Source organism: Paenibacillus sp. PDC88 (genome assembly GCF_900106725.1).
GTDB lineage: Bacteria > Bacillota > Bacilli > Paenibacillales > Paenibacillaceae > Paenibacillus > Paenibacillus shunpengii.
Genome location: NZ_FNNT01000003.1, coordinates 141,366 through 164,922, shown reverse-complemented (window position 1 = coordinate 164,922; position 23,557 = coordinate 141,366). Strand labels below are relative to the sequence as shown.

At 47.6% G+C, this 23,557-nt stretch carries 24 protein-coding genes and 1 riboswitch; all 24 genes read left to right on the top strand.

Annotation, left to right across the window (positions count from 1 at the left end):
- Positions 1-6 precede the first annotated feature (6 nt).
- The 24 genes from prmC to BLW49_RS11185 all read left to right on the top strand — a co-directional run bounded on the left by prmC (position 7) and on the right by BLW49_RS11185 (position 23,378).
- Positions 7-894 (top strand): peptide chain release factor N(5)-glutamine methyltransferase, encoded by an 888-nt coding sequence (prmC, locus tag BLW49_RS11300; RefSeq protein ID WP_090724687.1) that lies wholly within the window; start codon positions 7-9, stop codon positions 892-894.
- Positions 895-1,080: 186 nt separating this feature from the next.
- Positions 1,081-2,283: an FtsW/RodA/SpoVE family cell cycle protein gene (locus tag BLW49_RS11295; protein ID WP_076314481.1), complete on the top strand. Its 1,203-nt coding sequence runs from the start codon at positions 1,081-1,083 to the stop codon at positions 2,281-2,283.
- 279 nt (positions 2,284-2,562) lie between these two features.
- Positions 2,563-3,231, top strand: a complete 669-nt coding sequence (spoIIR, locus tag BLW49_RS11290) for a stage II sporulation protein R (RefSeq protein WP_076314482.1) — start codon at positions 2,563-2,565, stop codon at positions 3,229-3,231.
- Positions 3,232-3,524: 293 nt separating this feature from the next.
- Positions 3,525-4,547 (top strand): L-threonylcarbamoyladenylate synthase, encoded by a 1,023-nt coding sequence (locus BLW49_RS11285; RefSeq protein WP_076314611.1) that lies wholly within the window; start codon positions 3,525-3,527, stop codon positions 4,545-4,547.
- Positions 4,548-4,626: 79 nt separating this feature from the next.
- Positions 4,627-5,187, top strand: coding sequence for a manganese efflux pump MntP (locus tag BLW49_RS11280; RefSeq protein WP_047912405.1), 561 nt, complete (start codon positions 4,627-4,629; stop codon positions 5,185-5,187).
- Positions 5,188-5,301: 114 nt separating this feature from the next.
- Positions 5,302-5,874 carry a low molecular weight protein arginine phosphatase gene (locus BLW49_RS11275; protein WP_076314483.1) on the top strand — a complete coding sequence of 191 codons (573 nt, stop codon included), beginning with the start codon at positions 5,302-5,304 and terminating at the stop codon, positions 5,872-5,874.
- A 71-nt stretch (positions 5,875-5,945) separates the two neighbouring features.
- A riboswitch (ZMP/ZTP riboswitch) is annotated at positions 5,946-6,028 on the top strand.
- Positions 6,029-6,223: 195 nt separating this feature from the next.
- Positions 6,224-6,820: a TIGR01440 family protein gene (locus BLW49_RS11270; RefSeq protein WP_076314484.1), complete on the top strand. Its 597-nt coding sequence runs from the start codon at positions 6,224-6,226 to the stop codon at positions 6,818-6,820.
- A 42-nt stretch (positions 6,821-6,862) separates the two neighbouring features.
- Positions 6,863-8,110 carry a serine hydroxymethyltransferase gene (glyA, locus tag BLW49_RS11265; RefSeq protein ID WP_076314485.1) on the top strand — a complete coding sequence of 416 codons (1,248 nt, stop codon included), beginning with the start codon at positions 6,863-6,865 and terminating at the stop codon, positions 8,108-8,110.
- A gap of 239 nt (positions 8,111-8,349) precedes the next feature.
- Positions 8,350-8,979 carry a uracil phosphoribosyltransferase gene (gene upp / locus BLW49_RS11260; RefSeq protein WP_090724685.1) on the top strand — a complete coding sequence of 210 codons (630 nt, stop codon included), beginning with the start codon at positions 8,350-8,352 and terminating at the stop codon, positions 8,977-8,979.
- Between the two features lie 34 nt (positions 8,980-9,013).
- Entirely contained in the window at positions 9,014-10,168 is a 1,155-nt protein-coding gene (wecB, locus tag BLW49_RS11255; RefSeq protein WP_076314487.1) for a non-hydrolyzing UDP-N-acetylglucosamine 2-epimerase, read from the top strand.
- A 219-nt stretch (positions 10,169-10,387) separates the two neighbouring features.
- A complete protein-coding gene (locus BLW49_RS11250; protein WP_256209718.1) occupies positions 10,388-10,675 on the top strand; it encodes an ATPase F0F1 in 288 nt (95 codons plus the stop codon).
- Positions 10,668-11,045, top strand: coding sequence for an ATP synthase subunit I (locus tag BLW49_RS11245; protein WP_076314488.1), 378 nt, complete (start codon positions 10,668-10,670; stop codon positions 11,043-11,045). The genes BLW49_RS11250 and BLW49_RS11245 overlap by 8 nt, the downstream gene beginning before the upstream one ends.
- A 32-nt stretch (positions 11,046-11,077) precedes the next feature.
- The gene (gene atpB, locus BLW49_RS11240; RefSeq protein WP_076314489.1) at positions 11,078-11,839 is read left to right on the top strand and encodes a F0F1 ATP synthase subunit A; all 762 of its coding nucleotides are present in this window, start codon (positions 11,078-11,080) and stop codon (positions 11,837-11,839) included.
- A 101-nt stretch (positions 11,840-11,940) separates the two neighbouring features.
- Positions 11,941-12,153 carry a F0F1 ATP synthase subunit C gene (gene atpE / locus BLW49_RS11235; protein WP_076314490.1) on the top strand — a complete coding sequence of 71 codons (213 nt, stop codon included), beginning with the start codon at positions 11,941-11,943 and terminating at the stop codon, positions 12,151-12,153.
- A gap of 91 nt (positions 12,154-12,244) precedes the next feature.
- Complete coding sequence (gene atpF / locus BLW49_RS11230) at positions 12,245-12,733, top strand: F0F1 ATP synthase subunit B (RefSeq protein ID WP_076314491.1); 489 nt, start codon at positions 12,245-12,247, stop codon at positions 12,731-12,733.
- A complete protein-coding gene (locus BLW49_RS11225) occupies positions 12,730-13,272 on the top strand; it encodes a F0F1 ATP synthase subunit delta (RefSeq protein WP_076314492.1) in 543 nt (180 codons plus the stop codon). The genes atpF and BLW49_RS11225 overlap by 4 nt, the downstream gene beginning before the upstream one ends.
- 19 nt (positions 13,273-13,291) lie before the next feature.
- Positions 13,292-14,806, top strand: a complete 1,515-nt coding sequence (atpA, locus tag BLW49_RS11220; RefSeq protein WP_076314493.1) for a F0F1 ATP synthase subunit alpha — start codon at positions 13,292-13,294, stop codon at positions 14,804-14,806.
- 297 nt (positions 14,807-15,103) lie between these two features.
- Entirely contained in the window at positions 15,104-15,970 is an 867-nt protein-coding gene (gene atpG, locus BLW49_RS11215) for an ATP synthase F1 subunit gamma (protein WP_047912392.1), read from the top strand.
- A 114-nt stretch (positions 15,971-16,084) separates the two neighbouring features.
- Positions 16,085-17,491, top strand: a complete 1,407-nt coding sequence (gene atpD, locus BLW49_RS11210; RefSeq protein ID WP_076314494.1) for a F0F1 ATP synthase subunit beta — start codon at positions 16,085-16,087, stop codon at positions 17,489-17,491.
- A 75-nt stretch (positions 17,492-17,566) separates the two neighbouring features.
- Complete coding sequence (locus BLW49_RS11205) at positions 17,567-17,965, top strand: F0F1 ATP synthase subunit epsilon (protein WP_076314495.1); 399 nt, start codon at positions 17,567-17,569, stop codon at positions 17,963-17,965.
- 295 nt (positions 17,966-18,260) lie between these two features.
- Positions 18,261-18,518, top strand: a complete 258-nt coding sequence (locus tag BLW49_RS11200; RefSeq protein WP_047912388.1) for a DUF1146 family protein — start codon at positions 18,261-18,263, stop codon at positions 18,516-18,518.
- Positions 18,519-19,116: 598 nt separating this feature from the next.
- On the top strand, positions 19,117-20,457 hold the full coding sequence (murA, locus tag BLW49_RS11195) for a UDP-N-acetylglucosamine 1-carboxyvinyltransferase (protein WP_083656032.1): 1,341 nt from the start codon (positions 19,117-19,119) through the stop codon (positions 20,455-20,457).
- A 416-nt stretch (positions 20,458-20,873) separates the two neighbouring features.
- Positions 20,874-22,550 carry a stage II sporulation protein D gene (gene spoIID, locus BLW49_RS11190; RefSeq protein ID WP_256209717.1) on the top strand — a complete coding sequence of 559 codons (1,677 nt, stop codon included), beginning with the start codon at positions 20,874-20,876 and terminating at the stop codon, positions 22,548-22,550.
- An 84-nt stretch (positions 22,551-22,634) separates the two neighbouring features.
- Positions 22,635-23,378, top strand: a complete 744-nt coding sequence (locus BLW49_RS11185; protein WP_076314497.1) for a M23 family metallopeptidase — start codon at positions 22,635-22,637, stop codon at positions 23,376-23,378.
- Positions 23,379-23,557: the final 179 nt, after the last annotated feature.

The following is a 23,557-nucleotide window of genomic DNA, read 5'->3' as shown; positions in this document are numbered from 1 at the left end:
GCTTTGATGCGGTTGCAATTTGAACTGCCGCAAGGAAGCAGCAATCGGGAAGCCTTTCTTAAGGCTTCCTCTTTTTTAGAAGACTGTGGTGTGCTGGAGCCGCAGAATAATGCACGTTTGCTGCTGGAGTACGTTCTGGGGCTCGAGGGGGCTGCTTATTATATGGCGCTGCCGGATGCTTTTCCGGCGGAGCAGATTTCGGCATTCGAAGAGGCCGTGAATCGCAAGGGCCAGGGGGAACCGGCCCAGTATATTATAGGGCGGCAGGAATTCTACGGCCTGCCGTTTATGGTAAGTCCCGCCGTGCTGATCCCGAGGCCCGAGACGGAGCTGCTCGTCGAGGCGGTCATGCTGCACGGCGACAGGCTGTGGCCAGGCGGAACACCGCTGGCCGCAGATATTGGCACAGGCAGCGGCGCCATTGCGGTGACGCTGGCGGTGAAGCGGACGGGCTGGCATGTCGAAGCAAGCGACATCAGCCCGGAGGCGCTCGCCGTAGCTGCACAGAATGCAGCAGCGAACGGCGCAGCCGTGCAGTTTCGCGAGGGCGATCTGCTCGCGCCCTTCGCGGGGGAGCGGGTCGACATCCTGGTGTCGAACCCGCCTTATATCCCGGCGGATGATATCGCCGGGCTGCAGCGTGAGGTGCGCGAGCATGAGCCGCGCACTGCGCTGGATGGAGGTCCGGATGGGCTCGGCCCTTACCGGACCATGATGGCGCAGCTGGCCCTGCTCGCTGCGCCGCCGCGGCTCGTTGGCTTCGAGCTTGGCCAAGGCCAGGCGGAGGATGTGGCCGATCTGCTGCGTGTGGCCGGCCACTGGGATGAGATCATTGTTGTGCCGGATCTCGCTGGAATTGATCGTCATGTTATGGGAATCAGAAATAAAGGATAAAGCTGGAAGAGGGATTACGAAATTGTAATCCCTCTTGATTTTCTTTTTCCGAATCTATCCCTTACAATAGATGAAGTGTGTAATATTATGTCGAATTAAAATTGTGAATTGTGAAATGCGCTGATGGTTTCATACACGCTTTATCGTGTCGAACCGAAACAGGATGCGTTTTAGGGGGACGGCTTCATGCTGCAGAAGTTTAAAAAGATGGATGCTTCCATCCTGGTTATCATCTGCCTGCTTATGGTCATTAGTATCTTGAGCTTGTACAGTGCCACGCACGGCACGAAACTAGAAGGTCATCATCTTCGGATGCTGGCTTATTATGTGCTGGGCTTCGGAGCAATGTTTGCAATTACGCTGGTCGATTATCGGCTGTTAGTCAAATATGCTTTGTATATCTATTTCTTCGGACTGGCTACGCTGCTCGCAGCGAACTTCTTCGGAAGTAACCTGAATAATGCGACCGGCTGGATTCAGCTCGGACCGCTGTCTATTCAGCCGGCAGAGCTCTTCAAGCTGGTACTGGTTATTTTCCTCGCCTCTGTGCTGATTAAACGGGACAAGTCGAAGCTGGATTTTTGGAAAGACGTTGTGCCAATCGGCCTTCTGACTTTTTTGCCGTTTGCTCTTGTCATGCTTCAGAATGACCTTGGAAACGCGCTGGCCTATGTGGTGATACTGATTGCTCTCTTGTGGATCGGGAATGTTAAAGCGTCTCATGCCCTCATTGGTTTTGTCATTGTCGCTGTTATAGTGGGCGGCGGCATCAAGCTGTATACGGTATACCACGACTCGATCTATGATTATCTAGACAAACTCGGCCGTACGCACTGGGCTGAGCGTCTCGACCCTTGGCTCGTTCCCGAGAAGGCGACAGCCAAAGCCTCCTGGCACACCGACAATGCCAAGCTCGCCATCGGATCTGGCGGGATTACGGGGAAAGGCTTCATGGACGGCTCCTCAGTACAATCCGGACGAGTTCCGTACACCTACTCCGACTCCATATTTGTGCTGATTGCGGAGGAATTCGGGTTTGTAGGTTCATCGGTACTGCTGCTGCTGTACTTTATACTGATTCACCGCATGATCTTGATTGCACTGGAGACGAAGGAGAGGACCGGGCCGTACATTATTGTCGGTGTGGTGGCGATGTATTTGTATCAGGTGTTCGTCAATATCGGCGCCTTCATTGGGATCATGCCGCTGACCGGAATTACACTTCCCTTCATTAGTTACGGGGGAACGTCACTTATGATTAATATGGCAAGTATCGGCTTGATCATGAGTATTCGGGTGCACGGACAGGAGACCGATGATGATATCCCATCTCCATCGAGCAATGAGCAGAAGAAGCGCTCTTTCAGCCGCAAGGAAGCTAGAGCCTAGTAAGTAAGATAAGAATCAGGGAAGTACGGACTGTCGCAGAGGAGCTGCTCTGCACAGAGCTGTGCTTCTCTTTTTATTTTCACAAGTGCGGACTTCCCTTTCTATGAACTCTATCATCCCATCTCTCGATCCCCTTATCTGCAGTCTCATTTCTACGTACGAGTTGGCGTTATTTACGAAATGAATCGAATCTCTTAAATTTTCAAATGCTAGGTTTAACTCTAGCAAATGGGGACATACTGATAGACATGAAGAACATGGCCTAAGGGGGAGACGGGTATGCGGAAGAGTATGAAGCAGTTTCTAATGATCGTGGTGGTAATGATGATTGTCATGATGAGCTGGGAAGGTCAAAAGATGGATGCTGCGCTTCATCAAACTCTTATTCCGCAGGAGTCCATCCGGCTGCGTATACTGGCTAACTCAGATATGCCGGGTGACCAGCTCGTCAAAAGAGAGATTCGGGACGCTGTCGTCATGCAGATGAATGAGTGGGTCCCTGAGCTCGACAACCCGAATAGTCTGAATCAGGCAAGAACGATGGTTCAAACGCATATTCCTCAGCTTAAAGAATTGGTAGGCGAGGAGCTCGCTGCACGCGGACTGGATTATGAGTATAATGTAGAGCTGGCGGTCGTCCCTTTTCCGACAAAGATGTACGGCAAGTTGATCTATCCGGCAGGCGATTATGAAGCGGTTCGAATTACGCTCGGTAAAGGCGAAGGTCAGAATTGGTGGTGCGTGTTATTCCCTCCTCTATGCTTTGTAGGTGGCAGTAACGGAGATCTCGCGGATAAGGATACAGCGGATACAGGGAATTCGGCGAATGGAAATGAACAAACCACAGAGGTAGCTGCTGCAGAGGGCACTTCTGAGCCTGAAGTCCGATTTTTCTTATGGGATTTATTGGTTAAAATATGGGACTGGGCAGACAGCATGTTTGCTTAGCAGATCGTAGTTAACGAGGGAAAAGTGTGAGGCGGGTGCCGTTCACCGGAATCGAATAATGGCATGGCCATCTCATCGAAAACTCAACAACTATGCTATACTATAAACATTTACGAATACAAGATGAGGCTGGATGATTACAAATGACAAACAATTCAAATAGAACAGATAAGGAACAGCCTGTTATCAAAGCTAGTGGAGGAGACGCGGGAATGGAGACCTCTTATTGGCAGGTGTCGCCGCAGAACAGCAGTGTACAGAATGGCTGGCAGGAACATCATACGATACAAGCGATGGAACATCTGGAAGAAGCTGCTCAGCTCCTTCGGGACGGTTCCATTGTTGCGTTTCCTACAGAGACGGTGTACGGACTGGGGGCGGATGCGAGAAATACGTCAGCGGTGGAAGCGGTGTTTGAAGCCAAAGGGAGACCTTCAGACAATCCGTTAATCGTGCATATTGCGAATCGGGAGCAGCTAGTCGAATTTGTAAGTGAAATCAATGAAATATCGGAAGCGCTGATGAATGCTTTTTGGCCGGGACCGCTTACGATTATTCTACCGCTTAAGCCAGGAGTCTTGTCAGCACGGGTAACTGCGGGCCTCGACACGGTTGGCGTTCGTATGCCGGACCATCCTGTGGCTCTGCAGCTCCTGGCCTTGGCGGACTGCCCTGTTGCTGCTCCAAGTGCGAATCGCTCAGGAAGACCCAGTCCTACACTCGCGGAGCATGTTCAGGTTGATCTGGATGGACGCATTGCCGGGATTGTGGACGGCGGGGCTACCGGTGTTGGGGTGGAATCAACGGTCGTGCAAGCAAATGCGGATGGAACAGTAACGATTCTGCGTCCTGGTGGAATTACGGCAGAACAGCTGGGGACGGTTGCTTCCGAGGTTCGCGTGGACCCGGGTCTTGCTGCGGATCACAATGAGAGCTTGGTTGCGCCCCGTTCACCAGGTATGAAATACACGCATTATGCCCCCAAAGGTGCACTCTGTATAGTCGATGGAGATGCTTCTAAAGTAACGGATTATATCTCCAGCAGGCTTCACGAAGCCAAGGGACGCGGGGAAGTAACTGCGGTTCTAGCCTTCAGTGAGCATATCGGTCAGTATCAGGCAGATGGTTTGTTCTCGCTGGGCAGTATGGACCGGCTGGCAGAGGGAGCTCATCTGCTATATGCCGCACTCCGAAGCTGTGATGAGATGGGCGCATCCTATATTCTGGCTGAGGCATGTCCTTCCACGGGGCTTGGTGCAGCGATTATGAATCGTCTGTTAAAAGCAGCCGGACATCAGATCATCCATGTGACGTAAGAACCTCATACTTGTCATGTTTTACTTCTTGTCCGCATATCGTGTACAAGACTTATAGTGAACATGGGGGTATGAATGAATGCTGGTCGCACCTGCTGAACTCGGCCATCTTATCACAATTATGATTATGGCTGTTGCTCTAGGAATGGATGCATTTTCGCTGGGTATCGGAATAGGCATGAAGGGGATTCGGCTTCTGCATGTGCTTCGGCTGAGCTTGTTGATATCGCTGTTTCATATTCTTATGCCTTTGATTGGTTTCTACACAGGACAGTATGTCAGCTCCTTTCTGGGTCAGATTACTTCATATGTAGCAGGAGGCTTGCTTCTTGCACTCGGTGCACATATGATATTTAACGCCTTGAGACCTGGGGAGTCCAACTTCATGGACCACCGGACGTTTGCGGGGACGATGATATTTGCGGTTAGTGTTAGTATTGATTCCTTCTCCGTTGGTGTAACCCTCGGTATGTTCAAGAGTGATTTATGGCTGACCGTTATCGCCTTCGGCATCTGTGGTTTCGTGATGTCGATGGTCGGTTTATTGATAGGCAGAAGAGTGAGCCGTAATCTCGGAGAATACGGAGAAGCTGTAGGAGGGGCCATATTGCTGGCTTTTGGCATGCTGTTCATCTTCTAGCTCGATTTTTCTCTTTTGCATATTGAGACGAAGCGTCATACAATAGAATTCATCTCATAGGGAACTTAATGACAATGGATTTCATCCAGTTATACAGACGACGGAGGTGACAATATGAAGAATATTCTATTCGTATGTACAGGCAATACATGCCGCAGCCCGATGGCAGAGGGTCTGTTTCGCAAAGCTGCTGCTTCAAGAGGTATTGATGTCGAAGTTCGATCCGCAGGAGTGTCTGCGATAGATGGAAGTACCATCTCTCGTCATGCAGCTGCTGTGCTCAGGGATCACGATATTCAGGATGTCATAACTTCATCCTCGGTCAATCGCGATCTAGTCCAATGGGCAGATCTTATATTAACCCTAACGGGTTCACATAAGCAGCAAGTCATTCATCACTATCCTGAGTGTGCTGATAAGATCTACACGCTGAAGGAATATGCAGAAGATGATCCGAAAGTCCTGGCTGATCTTAAGGAACGGGATCGATTGTATGCAGAATGGCAAATGAAGCGTGCGCTTGGACAGGAAGTGCTGGACTCGGATCGTCAGCGTATTATCGAAATCCAGCAGCGAATTCCAAGCTTTGATATTTCAGACCCTTTTGGGGGCAGCAGAGAAGATTATGATGTGACGGCAGCGGAGATCCGTTCTGCGGTTGAGCGTGTACTGGATAAGCTCAGCTGATTTTTTTGGTGCAGCACTCTAGAAATAGTTGATTTCTAACATCTGATGTTCTATGATGAAGAAGATAAATGAGATTCCGGTGTAACTGGCGACAAGTGTGGATTAAACCACGATGGAGCATCGGAGATAACGGCCGGTCGCCTGGGCAAAAGAGCATTTCTTGCACGCAAGGTATACTTGTGTGGGAGACTGCTCTTTTTTCGTATTTCGTCATATTTTTCGGTATAATAAGACTCAAATGATCTTGGCAGATCGCAAAATAGGGCGAATTAGACGATTCTCATGAGTGAACAACTCTTTCTTGCGATCGTTTTGAAGTCACAAACGGAAGGGGAGGGTTCATTAGGCTATGGAACAGAACAGCAGTCACCCGGAATTGGACCAAATTACGGCACAGACAGCTGAGGTGCTGGAAGAGCTTGCGATTGAAGGAAAGCTTGGTCCAGGTAAAGTCGTCGTCATTGGCACCAGTACAAGCGAGGTAGCAGGCAAGCGCATTGGGACAGCTGGAGCCTCAGAGATTGCACAAGCATTGCTTCAAGGTATAAATGAAGTGAAGAATGCTTACGGTTTTGAGGTTGCTGTGCAGTGCTGCGAGCATTTGAACCGAGCATTGGTTCTGGAGCGTTCGCTGCTTGAGAGGCTTGGACTTACGGAGGTAGCAGCCGTACCGGTTCCGAAGGCAGGAGGCTCCATGGCCGCCGCAGCTTATCGATCTCTGCAAGAACCCTGTCTTGCCGAAACGATTGAAGCGCATGCGGGCATGGATATCGGTGAGACACTCATCGGCATGCATTTGAGGAGAGTTGCTGTTCCTTACCGTACAGCAAGGCGTTATATTGGGGAAGCACGGGTGACTACCGCATTGTCGAGGCCGAAGCTTATTGGCGGAGAGCGTGCGGTGTACCAGCTTGATGTAATCGGCAACACTTCAACTTGTGATTGAGAATTTAATTAAAACAGCTATCATATGGGAGGAATTCAAGTTATGGATCAATTGCGCAAAGCAGACCCGGCAGTACTCAATGCGATGGGATTGGAATTAAAGCGTCAGCAAAACAATATCGAGCTGATCGCCTCTGAGAATATCGTCTCCGAAGCAGTTATCGAAGCGATGGGCTCCGTACTTACAAATAAATATGCTGAGGGCTACCCTGGCAAACGTTACTATGGCGGATGCGAACATGTTGACGTGGTTGAAGATATCGCTCGTGAGCGTGCCAAAGAATTGTTTGGTGCAGAGCATGTCAACGTTCAGCCGCACTCCGGTGCACAGGCGAATATGGCTGTATATCTTGCTGCGCTCAAACCGGGAGACACTGTGCTCGGGATGAACCTTGCACATGGTGGTCATTTAACACATGGCAGCCCGGTGAATGCATCGGGTCTTCTCTATAACTTTGTTGCTTATGGTGTTCAGGAAGATACATTCCGCATCGATTACAATGAGGTTCGCAAAGCGGCGTTTAAGCATCGTCCTCGTCTGATCGTAGCAGGCGCAAGTGCATATCCGCGCACCATTGATTTTGAAGCACTTGCGAGCATTGCTAATGATGTAGGCGCATTGTTCATGGTGGATATGGCCCATATTGCAGGTCTCGTGGCGGCAGGTCTGCATCCAAATCCAGTGCCTCATGCTCATTTTGTAACGACAACAACGCATAAGACACTTCGCGGACCACGCGGTGGTATGATCCTTACGCGCAAGCCATGGGCTGCTGCGATTGACAAGGCTGTATTCCCAGGAAGCCAGGGCGGACCTTTGATGCATGTTATTGCTGCCAAAGCGGTTGCTCTGGGTGAAGCTCTTCAGCCTTCTTTCAAAACCTATGCACAAAATGTAGTCAAAAATGCTCAAGTTCTTGCGGAAACTCTGATTGCCGAAGGTCTGAATATCGTTTCCGGCGGAACGGACAACCACTTGATGCTGATTGATACCCGTAATATCAACATTACAGGTAAAGATGCCGAGCATGTGCTGGATTCGATCGGTATCACTGTCAACAAAAATGCGATCCCTTTTGATCCTACAAGCCCGTTTGTTACGAGCGGTATTCGAATTGGTACGCCTGCAGCAACTTCCCGCGGTATGGACGAAGAAGCGATGGTTGAGATCGGTAAAATTATCGCCAAGACGCTGAAGAACGCCCAAGACGCTACGGTGCTGGAAGAAGCCAAACGACAAGTAACTGCATTAACTGACAAATTCCCGCTTTATCCGGAGCTAAAGTACTAAAATGAAACAAATTTTCCTATACTAAGAATTAGCTGTTTCGGCTATTTTCTTGAACAACAGACCGGACCGCTGTCGTAGTGGTCCGGTCTTTTTTATATTGTTCGAAGGATACAGCCAGATGAAGGTGCATTTTAAGGATAGGGAATGATATAATATACAGGATTTATCGACTTGCCTGTCTATCATTGCATAGATTGGGCTGTTGATGATGAATGAAGAACCTACCGGAGGGACAAGCAATGGGAAAATTGGTGGTATGTGATCACCCGTTGATTCAACACAAATTGACGATTATTCGTGACATGCGCACGAACACTAAGGATTTTCGTGAACTCGTAGATGAAGTGGCAACTTTAATGGCATACGAAATAACACGCGATATTCCGCTCGAAACGATAACTGTACAGACACCTGTAGCCGAGACAGAGGGCAAGGTCATCTCAGGACGTATGCTGGGACTTATTCCGATTCTGCGCGCTGGGCTTGGTATGCTGGATGGCGTCGTGAAATTGATTCCTGCGGCCAAAGTAGGCCATGTTGGACTGTTCCGCGACCCTGAGACTTTGCAGCCTGTGGAGTACTATACGAAGCTGCCTACGGATGTAACGGAGCGCGAGCTCATCGTAATCGATCCGATGCTGGCGACTGGCGGCTCTGCGATTGCGGCGATTGATGTGCTGAAGAAGCGCGGCTGCACTCAGATTAAGATGATGAACCTGGTGGCTGCACCAGAAGGTGTCAAAGCGGTTCAGGATGCGCATCCAGATGTGGACATTTATGTGGCTGCACTTGATGAAGGTCTGGATGACCACGGTTATATTATTCCTGGTCTTGGTGATGCAGGAGACCGCTTGTACGGTACGAAATAACAAATCAATCTGATACAAAGGGGCTCGAACGCGAATGTCGAAGATTAAAGTAATGACGGTTTTCGGAGTCCGCCCGGAAGCGATCAAGATGGCGCCGCTTATTTTGGAGCTGGAACGTCATCCGGATGAAATCGAATCAATTGTATGTGTCACAGCCCAGCATCGTCAGATGCTGGATCAAGTGCTGGAAGTATTCAACATTACACCGGATTATGATCTGGATGTCATGAAGGATCGTCAGACACTGAACGAAATTACGGTAAGAGTCCTTCAAGGACTTGAACCGGTACTGCAGGAAGCCAAACCGGACATTGTGCTGGTTCATGGAGATACCTTGACCACATTCCTTGCCAGCTATGCGGCATTTTTGCAGCAGATCAAGGTTGGACATGTGGAAGCAGGGCTTCGTACGTGGAACAAGCTGTCACCATTCCCTGAGGAGATGAACAGACAGCTGACAGGTGTGCTTGCTGACTTGCATTTTGCACCGACAGATATGTCTGCGAACAATCTCCTGCGAGAAAATAAGCCGGAGTCAAGTGTATACGTCACAGGCAATACGGTCACGGATGTGTTTCAATATACGGTACGGGATGATTACACGCATCCGGTGCTTGAATTTGCAGAAGGGAAGCGTCTGATTCTAATGACGGCTCACCGCCGTGAATCCCAAGGCGAGCCTCATCGTAACATATTCAGAGCCGTCAAGCGCATTGCAGATGAGTTTGAGGATGTAGCCATCGTTTACCCTGTGCATCTGAGTCCTGCAGTGAAAGAGCCGGCATACGAAATTCTGGGAGGACACCCGCGTATCAAGCTCATTGATCCGCTGGACGTTGTGGATTTCCACAATATTTATCCGCATACGCATCTGATTCTAACGGATTCAGGCGGTATGCAGGAGGAAGCGCCGTCCTATGGAGTACCTGTTCTTGTGCTTCGTGATACAACGGAGAGACCTGAGGGGGTTGAAGCGGGAACACTGGAGCTTGTCGGTACGAACGAGGAGCAAGTATATTCCAGAACGAAGGCATTATTGACCGACTCGGAGCTGTACGCATCAATGAGCGAAGCAGCGAATCCATTCGGTGACGGACGTGCTTCTGAACGGATTGTCAGTGCGATTTTGCACCATTTTGGCAAAAAAGAAGAGCGCCCTGAGCAATTTCACAGAAAGTTCGAAAAATAATTATTTTTATTATGTGATGAAGTGAACAGTACAGCATACAGTCAAACTGTACGGTTTACGTGGCTTTGAGAGATATTGTGAGATTTTTTCACTGTTTTTCAAGGCCTTTTTCATAGCTGGAGCAAGGAATCGACCGATTGACAAACAGTTTACCCATTCAGTAAGATAATTGGGATTGGACAGGCCAGATGCATAATTCATCGTTTTTACGGAGTATTCGTGAAGAACGAGATTTTGACTCATTTTCCATATACAGCGCTTTCTAAGGGATGGGTTGTGTCTACGATGAACCAAGATAAACCGTGGTTAATTGCTCTTGCAATCGGTGGTTCCGGCATCCTGCTGGCTACGTACATAACCATTGGATTCTTTGCAGGCAGGTGGCTGATGAATCTCATAGACGGAGAGGCATATATAATCGCAATTGGTTGTATGGCCGGGCTCGTGCTGGGGGTTCTGAATATAGCTATGTTTATTAAGAAGTTTTTGGGGGCACAAAATGATTAGTTTGTCTTCCATCGTGAATGCTGTGACAAGATTGGCATTTGTACTCTTGTCAGTATCGCTGTTCGCTTGGGTGCTTATGCCCGAACATCGTCCGGTGTTTCTTGGACTTACCATTGGATTAGCTGCAGGATTATTCAATTTTCGATATTTATCGGTGAAAATCAACCAGGTGTCGGAAAGCGCCGCAACGCCCGGAGGCAAAAGAGTCAACTTCGGTTTTTTGTCACGAATGTGCATTACTCTTTTGGCGATCATGTTTGCAGTGCGGTTTGAGCAGGTATCCATGAGCTTCACTATAATTGGGCTTTTCTTAGTTCAGGTTCTGGCTATTCCGGTCAGTATTATCTTGAACGCCAGAGCCGGCAAATGAAAATACTTTTGGAAAGGGGTGAATAAATCACTATGCATGACTCACCGATAATTAAGCTCGGAGGATTGAACATTGACCTTTCCGCTGTAATTATGCTCACAGTGACGGTGCTCATTGTGTTCATACTCGCCCGACTGGCAACTCGCAATCTATCAGTTGAGAATCCTGGAAAGGTTCAGAACTTCATGGAGTGGGTTGTCGAGTTTGTTCAGAATCTTATTGCAAGCGCCATGCCGCTCAGCAAAGGGAAGGCTTATATCAATCTTGGCCTGACTTTGATTCTGTTCATCTTCGTCGCTAACTTGCTGGGGTTGCCATTCTCTGTTATCTCTGAGCATCATCATGAATCCAATGTGGGTCCATTCGTCATTGAGGCGACCAGGGGGTTGACGGAAGATCATCATGCGCACATCCTATGGTGGAAATCACCTACGGCTGACATTTCTGTGACTGCAGGTCTTGCGATCGTCATCTTTATTCTAATGAATTATTTAGGTTTGAAACACAACCGCAAGCATTACCTGAAGCACTACATCGAGCCGTTCCCGGTTTTCCTTCCGCTTAACATTATTGAGAACCTGGCGAAGCCGATCGCGCTTGCAATTCGTTTGTTTGCAAACATCTTTGCAGGGGAGATCCTGATCTCCACCATTTTGAGAATCGGATGGTACGGGATTCCGGCCATGATGGCGTGGCAAGGCTTCAGTATATTCGTAGGTGCACTTCAGGCCTTTATCTTTACCATTCTGTCAATGGTATACATTGCACAGACAACGATTCATGAGGAACACTAGCAAGGTGGTAACTTCTTATGCGAGTTTACTCGCTAGAAGATTATTATATTAAACAGTTTTTATCAAAAAAATGTATATATATTTCGAGGAGGAAATTTAAAATGGAATTTTTAGCAGCAGCTGTTGCAGTAGGTTTGGGTGCACTTGGTGCAGGTCTTGGTAACGGTATGATTGTCAGCAGAACGGTAGAATCTATCGCTCGTCAGCCAGAAGCTCGCGGTCAATTGCAAACGACAATGTTTATCGGTGTTGGTATCGTAGAGGTTATTCCTTTGGCAGCTACAGTTATCGCGTTCTTGATCATGTTTTCTTAATATCACATTTAGACGGTTTGGCGGGGAGGGCGATGCCATCCGCGCCTTCGTTTTGTTACGATAATGGATTGAACGGAAAGGAGTGACGTGAGTGCACATCTTATGGGAAAATATTGCAATTACGATCGTTGCATTTCTAATTCTTTACTTCCTGCTATCTAAATTTGCTTTCAATAAGCTGTTTGGGATTATGGAGCAGCGTCGTGAATTGGTAGCGAAGCAAATGGAAGATGCAAAGCAAACCCGTGAGCAAGCGATTCAATATGTTGAAGAGCAAAAGGCGGCTTTGCAAGAAGCACGTCAAGAAGCACAGGGAATCATTGAGCAATCTCGCAAGACAAGCGCAAGTCAGGCTGAGGCGCTGCTGATTGAAGCGAAGCAGCAGACTGAACGCATGAAAGATGAAGCTGTACGTGAAATTGAAAGTGAGAAAAACAAAGCAGTTGCTTCCTTGCGGAACGAGCTTGGTACAGTTTCTGTACAAATCGCATCCAAGATTCTTGATAAGGAAGTTAAGCAGGATAAAGCTCAAGAAGAACTGGTTGAGAAGTATCTGAATGAAGTAGGAGGCAGACCATGAGTCAGGATACGGTAGTTGCTAAACGATATGCCAAAGCATTGTATGATGTGGCGATCGAGAAACAGTCCGTCCTGGAAGTGGAAGCCGAACTTCGCGCGGTTGCAAGCTCCATTACGGGAGATCGCGACGTTTTGAAATTTATATCTTCTCCGAATGTGAGTATTTCAACGAAGCTGAGTGTTCTGGACGCCCTGAAAGAGAAAGTATCAGAGCCGGTTCTCAACACAATCAAGCTGCTCATTGAGCGGGGACGGATTGAGGTGCTGGATGCTGTTGTAGACAGCTATCTTGATCTTGAAGCCTCATCTCTGGGTATGGTGAACGCTCGTGTGTACTCTGCTTATGAGCTGAGTGAAGAAGAAAAGCAAGCGGTGTCGAAAGAGTTTGGAGATCGTATCAATAAACAGATCCGCATTGAAAATATTGTCGATAAGAGTTTGATCGGCGGACTGAAGGTCGTCATCGGCGATACGGTTTATGATGGAAGTCTCGCAGGTCAATTAAAACGGATAGAACAGTCTTTTAATAGACGAGTATAGTTGTGAGGGGTGAGGACACTTGAGTATCAGACCTGAGGAAATCAGTACTTTAATTAAAAATCAGATCGAACAATACAAAACTGATATCGAAGTTAGCGAGGTTGGTTCTGTAATCGAAGTCGGGGACGGTATCGCCCGCGTATATGGACTCGAGAACGTAATGTCCGGTGAGCTCGTTGAATTCTCAACTGGCGTATTGGGTCTTGCACTGAACGTAGAAGAAAGCAATGTAGGTATCGTTATCTTGGGACCTTACACGGATATCCGTGAAGGCGATCAAGTGAAGCGTACAGGTCAAATCATGCAGGTTCCTGTTGGTGAAGCCATGATCGGCCGTGTTGTTAATGCACTTGGAGAGCCTGTCGACGGCAAAGGACCGATTGAAACGAATCAGTTCCGTCCAGTTGAGAATAAAGCTCCAGGCGTTATGGCACGTAAATCCGTTCACGAGCCAATGCAAACAGGGATTAAGGCGATTGATGCGATGGTTCCAATCGGCCGCGGTCAACGTGAGCTCATCATCGGTGACCGTCAAACAGGTAAAACGGCGATTGCAATTGATGCCATCCTGAACCAAAAAGGCAATGGAATGAAATGTATCTATGTAGCGATCGGACAGAAGCAGTCCACCGTTGCACAGGTTGTTGAAACACTGCGCCGCAACGGTGCAATGGAGTACACAACTGTCGTAACTGCATCTGCATCTGAGCCTTCACCGCTCTTGTACATCGCTCCATATGCAGGCTGTGCGATTGGTGAGTACTTCATGTACAAAGGTGAGCACGTTCTCGTAGTGTATGATGATTTGACTAAACAAGCATCTGCATACCGTGAGCTGTCCTTGCTGCTTCGTCGTCCTCCGGGCCGTGAAGCATATCCGGGTGACGTCTTCTATCTGCACTCCCGTTTGCTGGAGCGTGCAGCGAAGCTGAACGACGAGCTTGGCGGTGGTTCATTAACCGCTCTTCCATTCATTGAAACACAAGCTTCTGACGTATCTGCTTATATTCCTACAAACGTAATCTCGATTACAGACGGTCAGATCTTCCTGGAGGCAGACTTGTTTAACGCGGGTCAACGTCCAGCGATCAACGTAGGTATCTCGGTATCCCGTGTCGGTGGTTCCGCTCAGATCAAAGCCATGAAGAAGGTAGCAGGATCCCTGCGTCTAGACCTGGCTCAATATCGTGAGCTTCAAGCGTTCTCCCAGTTCGGTTCTGACCTTGATAAATCCACACAGGCTCGTTTGAACCGTGGTGCGCGTATGATGGAAATTTTGAAACAGGATGTACACAAGCCGCTCGCAGTTGAGCTGCAAGTCATCAGCTTGTACGCAGCGACGAAAGGCTACCTGGATGAAATTCCAGTTGGCGATGTAACTCGCTTCGAGAAGGAATTCCACAGCTTCATGGTGAGCAACAAGCCAGAAGTCCTGGAATCGATTCGTACAACTAAAGAAATTACAGCTGACAACGAAGCTGCATTGAAGGATTCAATCGAGACCTTCAGAAAGAGCTTTTCTACATCTGCTTAAGTAGATTAGTGCTTCCAGCGAGTTGAATGAGCTTATAAGCTTTGTGCAAATAGGCTGCGCGACTAACGTACGCCGCAGCCTCTCTTGCATAATGGTATATATATTTGAATGTGAACCGATTGGAATTGACTCAGTCATTGACTTCGTTAAAACCAAGTTTACGCTTACGAAGTTAGTTTTGACTCCGTCAAAACTAAGTTAATGCTTACGATGCTAGTTTTGACTACGTCAAAACTTTAAGGTTTATGCTTACGATGCTAGTTTTGACTACGTCAAAACTTTAAGGTGGTGAAAAAAATGGCAAAAGGCATGCGCGAAATCAAGCGCCAAATCAAAAGTGTTCAAAGCACGAAGCAAATCACCAAAGCAATGGAGATGGTCGCTGCCTCCAAGCTAAGAAAAGCCCAGGAGAAAGCAGAAGCTGCTCGCCCATACTCCGAGAAACTTAAGGAAGTCGTAACAAGCATCGCATCTTCCTCCAATGAGGTCAGTCATCCGATGCTTGTCTCACGTCCGGTTAAGAAAACAGCTTATCTGATCATCACTTCAGACCGTGGTCTTGCGGGTGGATACAATGCCAACATCCTGCGTCAAGTCACACTTACCCTTAAAGAACGCCACTCCTCCCAGGATGAGTATGTTCTCTATGTCATCGGAAGAAAGGGTCGTGATTACTTCAGACGCCGGGAACAGGCCATTGAGTTGGATGTAACGGATCTATCAGATTCGCCTTCTTTTGCAGACATCAAAACCATTGCGAACCAAGCTGTAAATGGATTTGAGGAAGGTAAGTTTGATGAGATTTATATCTGTTACAGCCGTTTTGTGAATGCACTTACTCAAGTTCCAACCGTTGAGAAGCTTCTGCCTATGGAAAGACCAGAGAAACAATCCACGGGTGCTTCTGCTCAATATGAGTATGAACCTTCTGCGGATGCTGTGCTGGAAGCTCTTCTTCCACGCTATGCAGAAACGTTGATCTACGGGGCGCTCTTGAACGGTAAAGCAAGTGAGCTCGGTGCCAAGATGACAGCCATGGGATCTGCGACGAAGAATGCCTCCAAGCTTATTGGAGAGCTGTCTCTTACGTATAACCGCGCTCGTCAGGCTGCGATCACGCAAGAGATTACGGAAATCGTTGCGGGAGCTAACGCTCAATCTTAAAGTCATGTACGGAATAATATAAATCGAAGGCTAATCAGGGCTTAATGTTAATGGAGAAATAAATATTTCTTTGGACTTTTTGATCTGTTATAGCTTGTAGGAGGGAACTAAAAGATGAATAAAGGACGCGTTGTCAGCATACAGGGTGCGGTCGTTGACGTCGAGTTCGACCGCGGCGGACTCCCGGATATTAATAATGCGATTACGATCAACACAACTACAGACAGCGGCACCGAGATCAATCTGACTCTTGAAGCAGCAAAACATCTTGGTGATAACCGTGTACGTTGTATTGCCATGTCTTCCACAGACGGTCTTGTACGCGGCATGGAAGCAGTGAATACAACACAAGCAATCTCCGTTCCTGTTGGTGAGGCTACTTTGGGACGTGTATTTAACGTATTGGGTGAGCCGATTGATAATGGAACAACGATTCAAGCCGACGTTACTCGTAACCCGATTCACCGTCAAGCACCTAAGTTTGAAGAATTGTCTACACAAGCAGAAATGCTGGAAACAGGAATCAAAGTTATCGACTTGCTTGCTCCTTATGCTAAGGGTGGTAAGATCGGTCTCTTCGGTGGTGCCGGTGTAGGTAAGACCGTTACGATTCAGGAGCTTATCAATAACATTGCACAAGAGCACGGTGGTATCTCCGTATTTGCCGGTGTTGGTGAGCGTACACGTGAAGGTAATGACTTGTACCATGAAATGACGGATTCCGGCGTTATCAGCAAGACGGCAATGGTATTCGGACAGATGAACGAGCCACCAGGTGCACGTCTTCGCGTAGCGTTGACAGGTCTGACAATGGCAGAGTATTTCCGTGATCAAGAAGGAAGAGACGTACTTCTCTTCATCGATAACATCTTCCGCTTTACTCAAGCGGGTTCTGAAGTATCCGCTTTGCTCGGTCGTATGCCGTCTGCGGTAGGTTATCAGCCTACACTTGCAACGGAAATGGGACAATTGCAAGAGCGTATTACTTCCACGAAGACAGGTTCCGTTACTTCCATCCAAGCGATCTATGTACCAGCCGATGACTATACGGATCCGGCTCCAGCAACAACCTTTGCTCACTTGGATGCAACGACAAACCTTGAGCGTAAAATCTCTGAGATGGGTATCTATCCTGCGGTAGATCCTCTTGCTTCCAGCTCCCGTATTCTTACACCGGACGTTGTGGGTGAAGAGCATTACAATGTGGCACAAGGCGTTAAGCGTATCTTGGCTCGTTATAATGAGCTTCAAGACATCATCGCGATCCTGGGTATGGACGAGCTTAGTGAAGAAGATAAAATGCTCGTTGCACGTGCACGTAAAATTCAACGTTTCTTGTCCCAGCCGTTCCACGTAGCAGAAGCATTTAACGGTATTCCGGGTAAATATGTTCCTGTTAAAGAAACAGTACGCAGCTTTAAAGAAATCCTCGACGGCAAGTACGATCATCTTCCGGAAGCTGCATTCTTGTTCGTGGGTACTATTGAAGAAGCTGTAGAAAAAGCAAAATCAATGGAATAGTTCTTAAGACTTAGAACTAATGATCCACACATGAAGTGAACTATCCCTTGCGGATAGTGTTCAGGAGGGATGACAGTGAGCACCTTTTTATTGGAAATCGTAACTCCGGAGCGACTCATCTACTCTGAACAGGCTGACAGTCTGGTTGTACGAGGTCTAGAGGGAGAACTGGGTATTTTACCTGGTCACGTACCCTTCGTGACTCCATTGCAGATTGCCCCTGTAACGATTAAAGCGAACGGTAAAGAACAAAAGATCGCCGTTGCCGGTGGATTTGTTGAAGTTCGCAAAGAGAAGGTCGTTATTCTGGCTGAAAGTGCGGAGCTGGCTAATGAGATCGATGTTGATCGTGCAAGAGCTGCGAAAGAGCGTGCAGAAACACGTCTATCGAGCAATCGGGATCAATTTGATCACAGACGTGCTGAGCTTGCACTGCAAAAAGCCATGAACCGACTTAAAGTTTCCGGTCAGTAATCAATAAGTTAGAATGAAGCTTTGAGATCATTCTAAATATATATGAACTGAAGAAGGATCTGGGGCATGAATGTGTCCCAGATCCTTCTTTTAATTTTTTGATATTATTTCCGAGGAAATGACAGAGAATTGCTCGGACAAACAGGAAATGTGTCTGAAAGAGAACAATTTTGACGGAAGTGACGTATATTGGCAGTCAGATAAGGTATTTGGCATGTTGACAAGGGGACGTCTACCGACTATGATTTCTCAGTGTGTGATTTTCTGATGTTATGATAAAGGCGGAGGGTAGGATATGGATCAATTGGTGAACGACCAGCTTAATCAAGCGGTTAGTGTGAATGGTCTGGTAGCGATGATCGTTTCACTCGCCTGTGTTGCCTTAGCTTGGTGGTCATTACAGCATTTGAAATTGGATTTATTCGTACGTCACCCGCAGAGTCCCCAAGCAAGGATGCTGCAGCTGTTAATCGCAATTGTCATTGGTCATTTCGTATCTGAGTTCATACTAAAGTATTTAAGCTGGACTCAAATGCTGAGATATCTGTTCTAGTGAATTTACATAAATTCACTTCGCAGAATCAATTTCATAGTATAAGTTGTTCAAGAAATTGATTCAGTCATGTGAGATTTAATCAAATGTGCTGTTCAGCTTGTTTTCGACCAGGAATTACCATAAAGCAAGGTGAAGAATAATTTTATAAAAATCTTGTTTTAAAGATATATAAAGCTGGTTAATCTCTGTTAGGCAAGAACAACACGGCTTTTGTCGAATAACATCATGTATTTATGTGAACAATGAAAGTAATGAATGTCCTTGAATAAGATGGGTCAAACAAGTGTTAATGGAAGTTGGAACTTGAATATTCTGCCTTAATTGAAAAAATGCTTGTCTCCTTTATTTATAAGGTGTTATGATGGAATTTAGGGGATTAGCGAATGACTCGCTTTTTCTTCGATTTGTAGTGTAGTTATGATCAAATTTTTCTAATAACAATGAAAACGATTCTTTTCTGAAGAAAGACATCTTGACGAACATTAAATGATGATGTCGAATTTTCCGATTCATTCGGGCAAGCAACGGATGATCTGTTTTACAGGATCTAAGATTGTAAGCAGAAAAGGGAAAAAAACGCGCGGAGGGAACCATGATGAGCAAATTTATCGTCCGCGGAGGCAAGAGATTGACCGGAAGTGTCAAAGTCAGCGGCGCTAAAAATTCAGTTCTTCCGATCATCGCCGCCTCTCTCTTAGGGGAAGTAGGAGTAAGCACAATTATTGATGCACCTCCTCTCGACGATGTGATGACTATTAACAAAGTACTGGAATCGCTAGGAGCGGAAGTACAATACCAGGATGAGGTAATTACTGTAAATGCAACGAATTTAACTTCGTGCGAGGCCCCTTACGAATGGGTTACGAAAATGCGGGCTTCCTTTTTGGTTATGGGTCCTTTGCTAACTCGGATGGGTTATACAAAAATATCTTTACCAGGCGGATGCGCCATTGGTACTCGCCCGATTGACCAGCATCTCAAAGGGTTTGAAGCGATGGGTGCGGAAATCAGCCTTGGTCAAGGTTATATAGAAGCACGTTCTAACGGCAAGCTGCGTGGAGCTAAGATTTATCTGGACGTAGCCAGTGTGGGAGCGACAGAGAATATCATGATGGCAGCTACACTTGCTGAAGGAACAACGACGATTGAGAATGCAGCAAAAGAGCCTGAGATTGTCGATCTTGCTAACTACCTCAATGGAATGGGTGCTAAGGTTCGCGGTGCGGGTACAGGTGTCATTCGTATTGATGGAGTTGACAAACTTCATGGCGTGAAGCACACCGTTATTCCTGACCGGATTGAAGCAGGTACCTATATGGCGGCAGCTGCCATTACAGGCGGCGACGTTTATGTCGAGGGAGCGATCTCGGATCACCTCGGTCCGGTTATCTCCAAGATGGAAGAAATGGGCGTAACCATTATTCCTGATGAGAACGGTGTTCGTGTAATTGCGGACGGTCCTCTCAAAGCTGTAGATGTCAAAACCTTACCATACCCAGGTTTCCCTACAGATATGCAATCGCAGATGATGGCGCTCTTGCTTAAATCTGAAGGAACCAGTGTTGTAACGGAAACGGTGTTTGAGAATCGCTTTATGCATGTCGATGAGTTTAATCTGATGAATGCCGAAATTAAAGTAGAAGGCCGCTCTTCTATTATTACGGGCGGTGCTAAGCTGACCGGAGCCAAAGTCACATCGACAGACCTGCGTGCAGGGGCGGCTCTGATATTGGCTGGCTTAATTGCTGACGGTACGACAGAGGTCGGTGGTGTACATCATATCGATCGTGGATATGTTCATTTGGCTGAGAAGCTGAATGGCCTTGGTGCTGACATTTACCGTGTATCTGTGGAAGAGCCGAAGCTGGAGAACAAGGCAAGCGAGAAGAAGGCGGAAGAAACACCTCTCTTCAAAGTTCAATCCAGTTTGGCATAAGGATAATACAAATATATGCAACAGTGTGTTCGAACAGAGAACCAGGCTCCTAGCAGCCCTGGTTCTTTTTTTTGATTTTATATCGATTAAAGTAAGTTACTAAAAGTGTAATTCTACGAATTTGGAAAAAGCAAGGATTAGAGCCTGTGTTATCTACTATTAGTAGCAGCTTCTAATATGAAGCGGTAACAGCTCCTATATGGAATGTTTTTAAAATGATTATAATGACGCGCTGCATGCGCATTTAGGGTTTGAATACGATGTAAGATCACTCTATAACGACCTGCTAGTCTCTTCATTTCGATTCTCTTATTTGGTTCTATCAGATGGTGGGGACTCATATGTATAGTCTATGAAGTCTCTACGAGCCTTGTTTGAAACATGGACAGGCAAATAGAACGGAGGGAAACACGAAGATGAGCAAGATACGCAGCAATACATCTTATAAGAAAGAACGAGTACGCACTTATCGAAGAAGCCGGATCGTCCGAATCCCATGGCCAGATCGTCATTCTGTTAATTCTAATCCCACAGAGCAGGAAGAGGTGGAATCTACTCCGTACTTGATCTCAAAAAAGAAGCAGAACGCACCTGACTCTACCCTAATAGATATCAACGTGATACAAAAAAAAGAAGAAAGTAAAAGGTTAAAAAAACTGAATCATCAGATTACAGCTGCTGAGGAGGCGCCCGTCAAGCATGACTCAGCTAAAAAGCATGCAGGAAATCAATCAGGGATGAAGCAGACGGCTTCTATCAGAAACAAGCTGCCTGAGGTGTTTTTCTTCGGTACGGCAGGAAAAACAGCGGCTGAATCGGAGACGGATCCAGGGGGTAAGTTGCAGCCAGGGGTGGGGCCGCAGCCGGATCGTTCGCCGGCTGCTCACGAAGAGGACGGGCCGGCTCCCGCCACGGCCCGTTACGTCTGGCGCCGCGGCAGCAGCTCGCGGCGCCCCCCTCGGCGGCGCTTCGCACCTGCCGCCGGCCTCGCGGGGCTGGCCCTCACCGCACTGCTGATCCCAGCAGTGCTCGCTTGGCCCCGCGAGGGGACCCCGCCGCAGCCAGCGCCAGCGGCGGAGCAAACCGCGCCTCCCGCCGGCAGCAGCACCGGCGGGAAGGCGCCGCAGGAGGCAGCAGCTCCGCCCGCTGCCTCAGCGCCGGATACACCTGGGCCGGCCGTTACGCAGCCGGCCCAGGTGTATCCCGAACCCACGGTGCGCGTCTACCTGGCGGAGACGGGCACCATTGATACGGTGACGCTGGAGCAGTACGTCACCGGGGTACTGGCGGCCGAAATGCCTTCGGACTTCGGCCTCGAGGCGTTGAAGGCGCAGGCCATTGCCGCGCGCACTTATATCGTGAAGCGTCTCGCCGCAGGCGATGCCAGCGGCGTTCCGGTCAGCGGCGCTGATGTCACGGATACCGTGGATCATCAGGTTTATCATCCGTTCGGCGGTCTGAAGGATAAATGGGCCGAGCTTGGCAAGCAAGAGGAATGGGCCAAGCTGGAGCAGGCTGTCCGGGAGAGCAAGGATTCGATTATGACGTACAAAGGACAACCGATTACGGCCTCCTTCTTCTCCACCAGCAATGGATACACAGAGAACTCCGAGGAAGTGTGGCAGGAGGCGGTTCCTTACCTTAGAAGCGTGGCAAGTCCATGGGATGCCAAGATTGCACCTGGATTTCAAGAGAGTGTGACAATGACGCGTGTGGAATTTATGAATAAGCTGAATGTCATTCCGGATCCGGTGCCAGTGTCTACGAATAACGCAGGGGTCAAGCCTTTTATCGAAGTCATCTCCAAGACCGAGGGGAATCGGATCAAAGAGATTCGGGTAGGCAGCAAGATTTTCTCCGGACAAGATATAAGAGAGCTGCTGGGGCTCAGATCTAGTGAGTTCAAATGGTCTACCAAAGGAAATGAGATTACGATCACGACGATCGGCTACGGGCATGGCGTAGGGATGAGCCAGTGGGGGGCGAACGGCATGGCTATGGAAGGATATACAGCAACAGAGATTCTCAAACACTACTATACAGGGATATCGTTCGGACGAGCCTCTGAGCTCTTATATAAAGAGAAATCCTGAACTCTCAAAAAATTTCATAAATATTTTAATAGGCGAGTATAAAAGAGTTGCGCCCGGTAACACTTGTTACTGAGGTGATAGAATATGAATGAACAAAACAAAAATCAAAACCAAGAAGATGCTCCAAAATCCAATCAAGGAGCACAAAGTTCACAACCTTCATCCTGGAAAAGGCTGTTGTCCAAACGGTGGGTATACCCGGCAGCTTACATTGCCGCAGCAGCTATTATACTAACTTTAGTGTGGGTCTACCAGGACACAACCAGACAATCTCTAGTGAATGAGACCGTAAATGAGGTTTCAGAAACAGGAGAATCCGTTCCTACCACTGGAGTGAATCTAGAAGAAGAGCCTGCTAGCAGCGGTGAAGGAGAAGGTACAGCCGAGAATCTCGCATGGCCGGTTGCAAGCCCAGCTGATGTAAGTGTCGTGAAGCCTTTCTATGATTCAGAAGCTTCGAATGAAGAAAAAGCAAGTGCATTGCTAGAGTATGACCAAACGTTTTTTGCCAATGTCGGTATTGACCTCGCAAGAGCAGATGATCAGAGCTTTGAAGTCAAAGCAGCAATGAGCGGTACCGTAACTCGTGTTGAAACACATCCGTTAAATGGAATGGTCGTTGAAATTACACACGACAACGATTTGAAGACGGTATACCAAAGCTTGTCTAACGTAACAGTGAAACAGGATGACAAGGTCAAACAAGGTGATATCATTGCCTCATCCGGAACCAGCGAGCTGAAGAAGGATCTTGGCAACCACGTCCACTTTGAAGTATTCGAAGCAGGAAAACCGGTTAATCCAGAGCAGTACCTGCCACAAAAATAATTAAAGATCTATCTTTATAAAGCAGCGGGGAAACCCGCTGCTTTTTCTTTTTTGCCGCTTAAATCGCGGAAATGGACAAACCTGTGGATAATGAAAATGAAAATAAATCCATCTACCTAAGCTTGTCACCCTTTGAAACCGTGAATATCTAGGCACGCCCCTCATATAATGTACCAAAC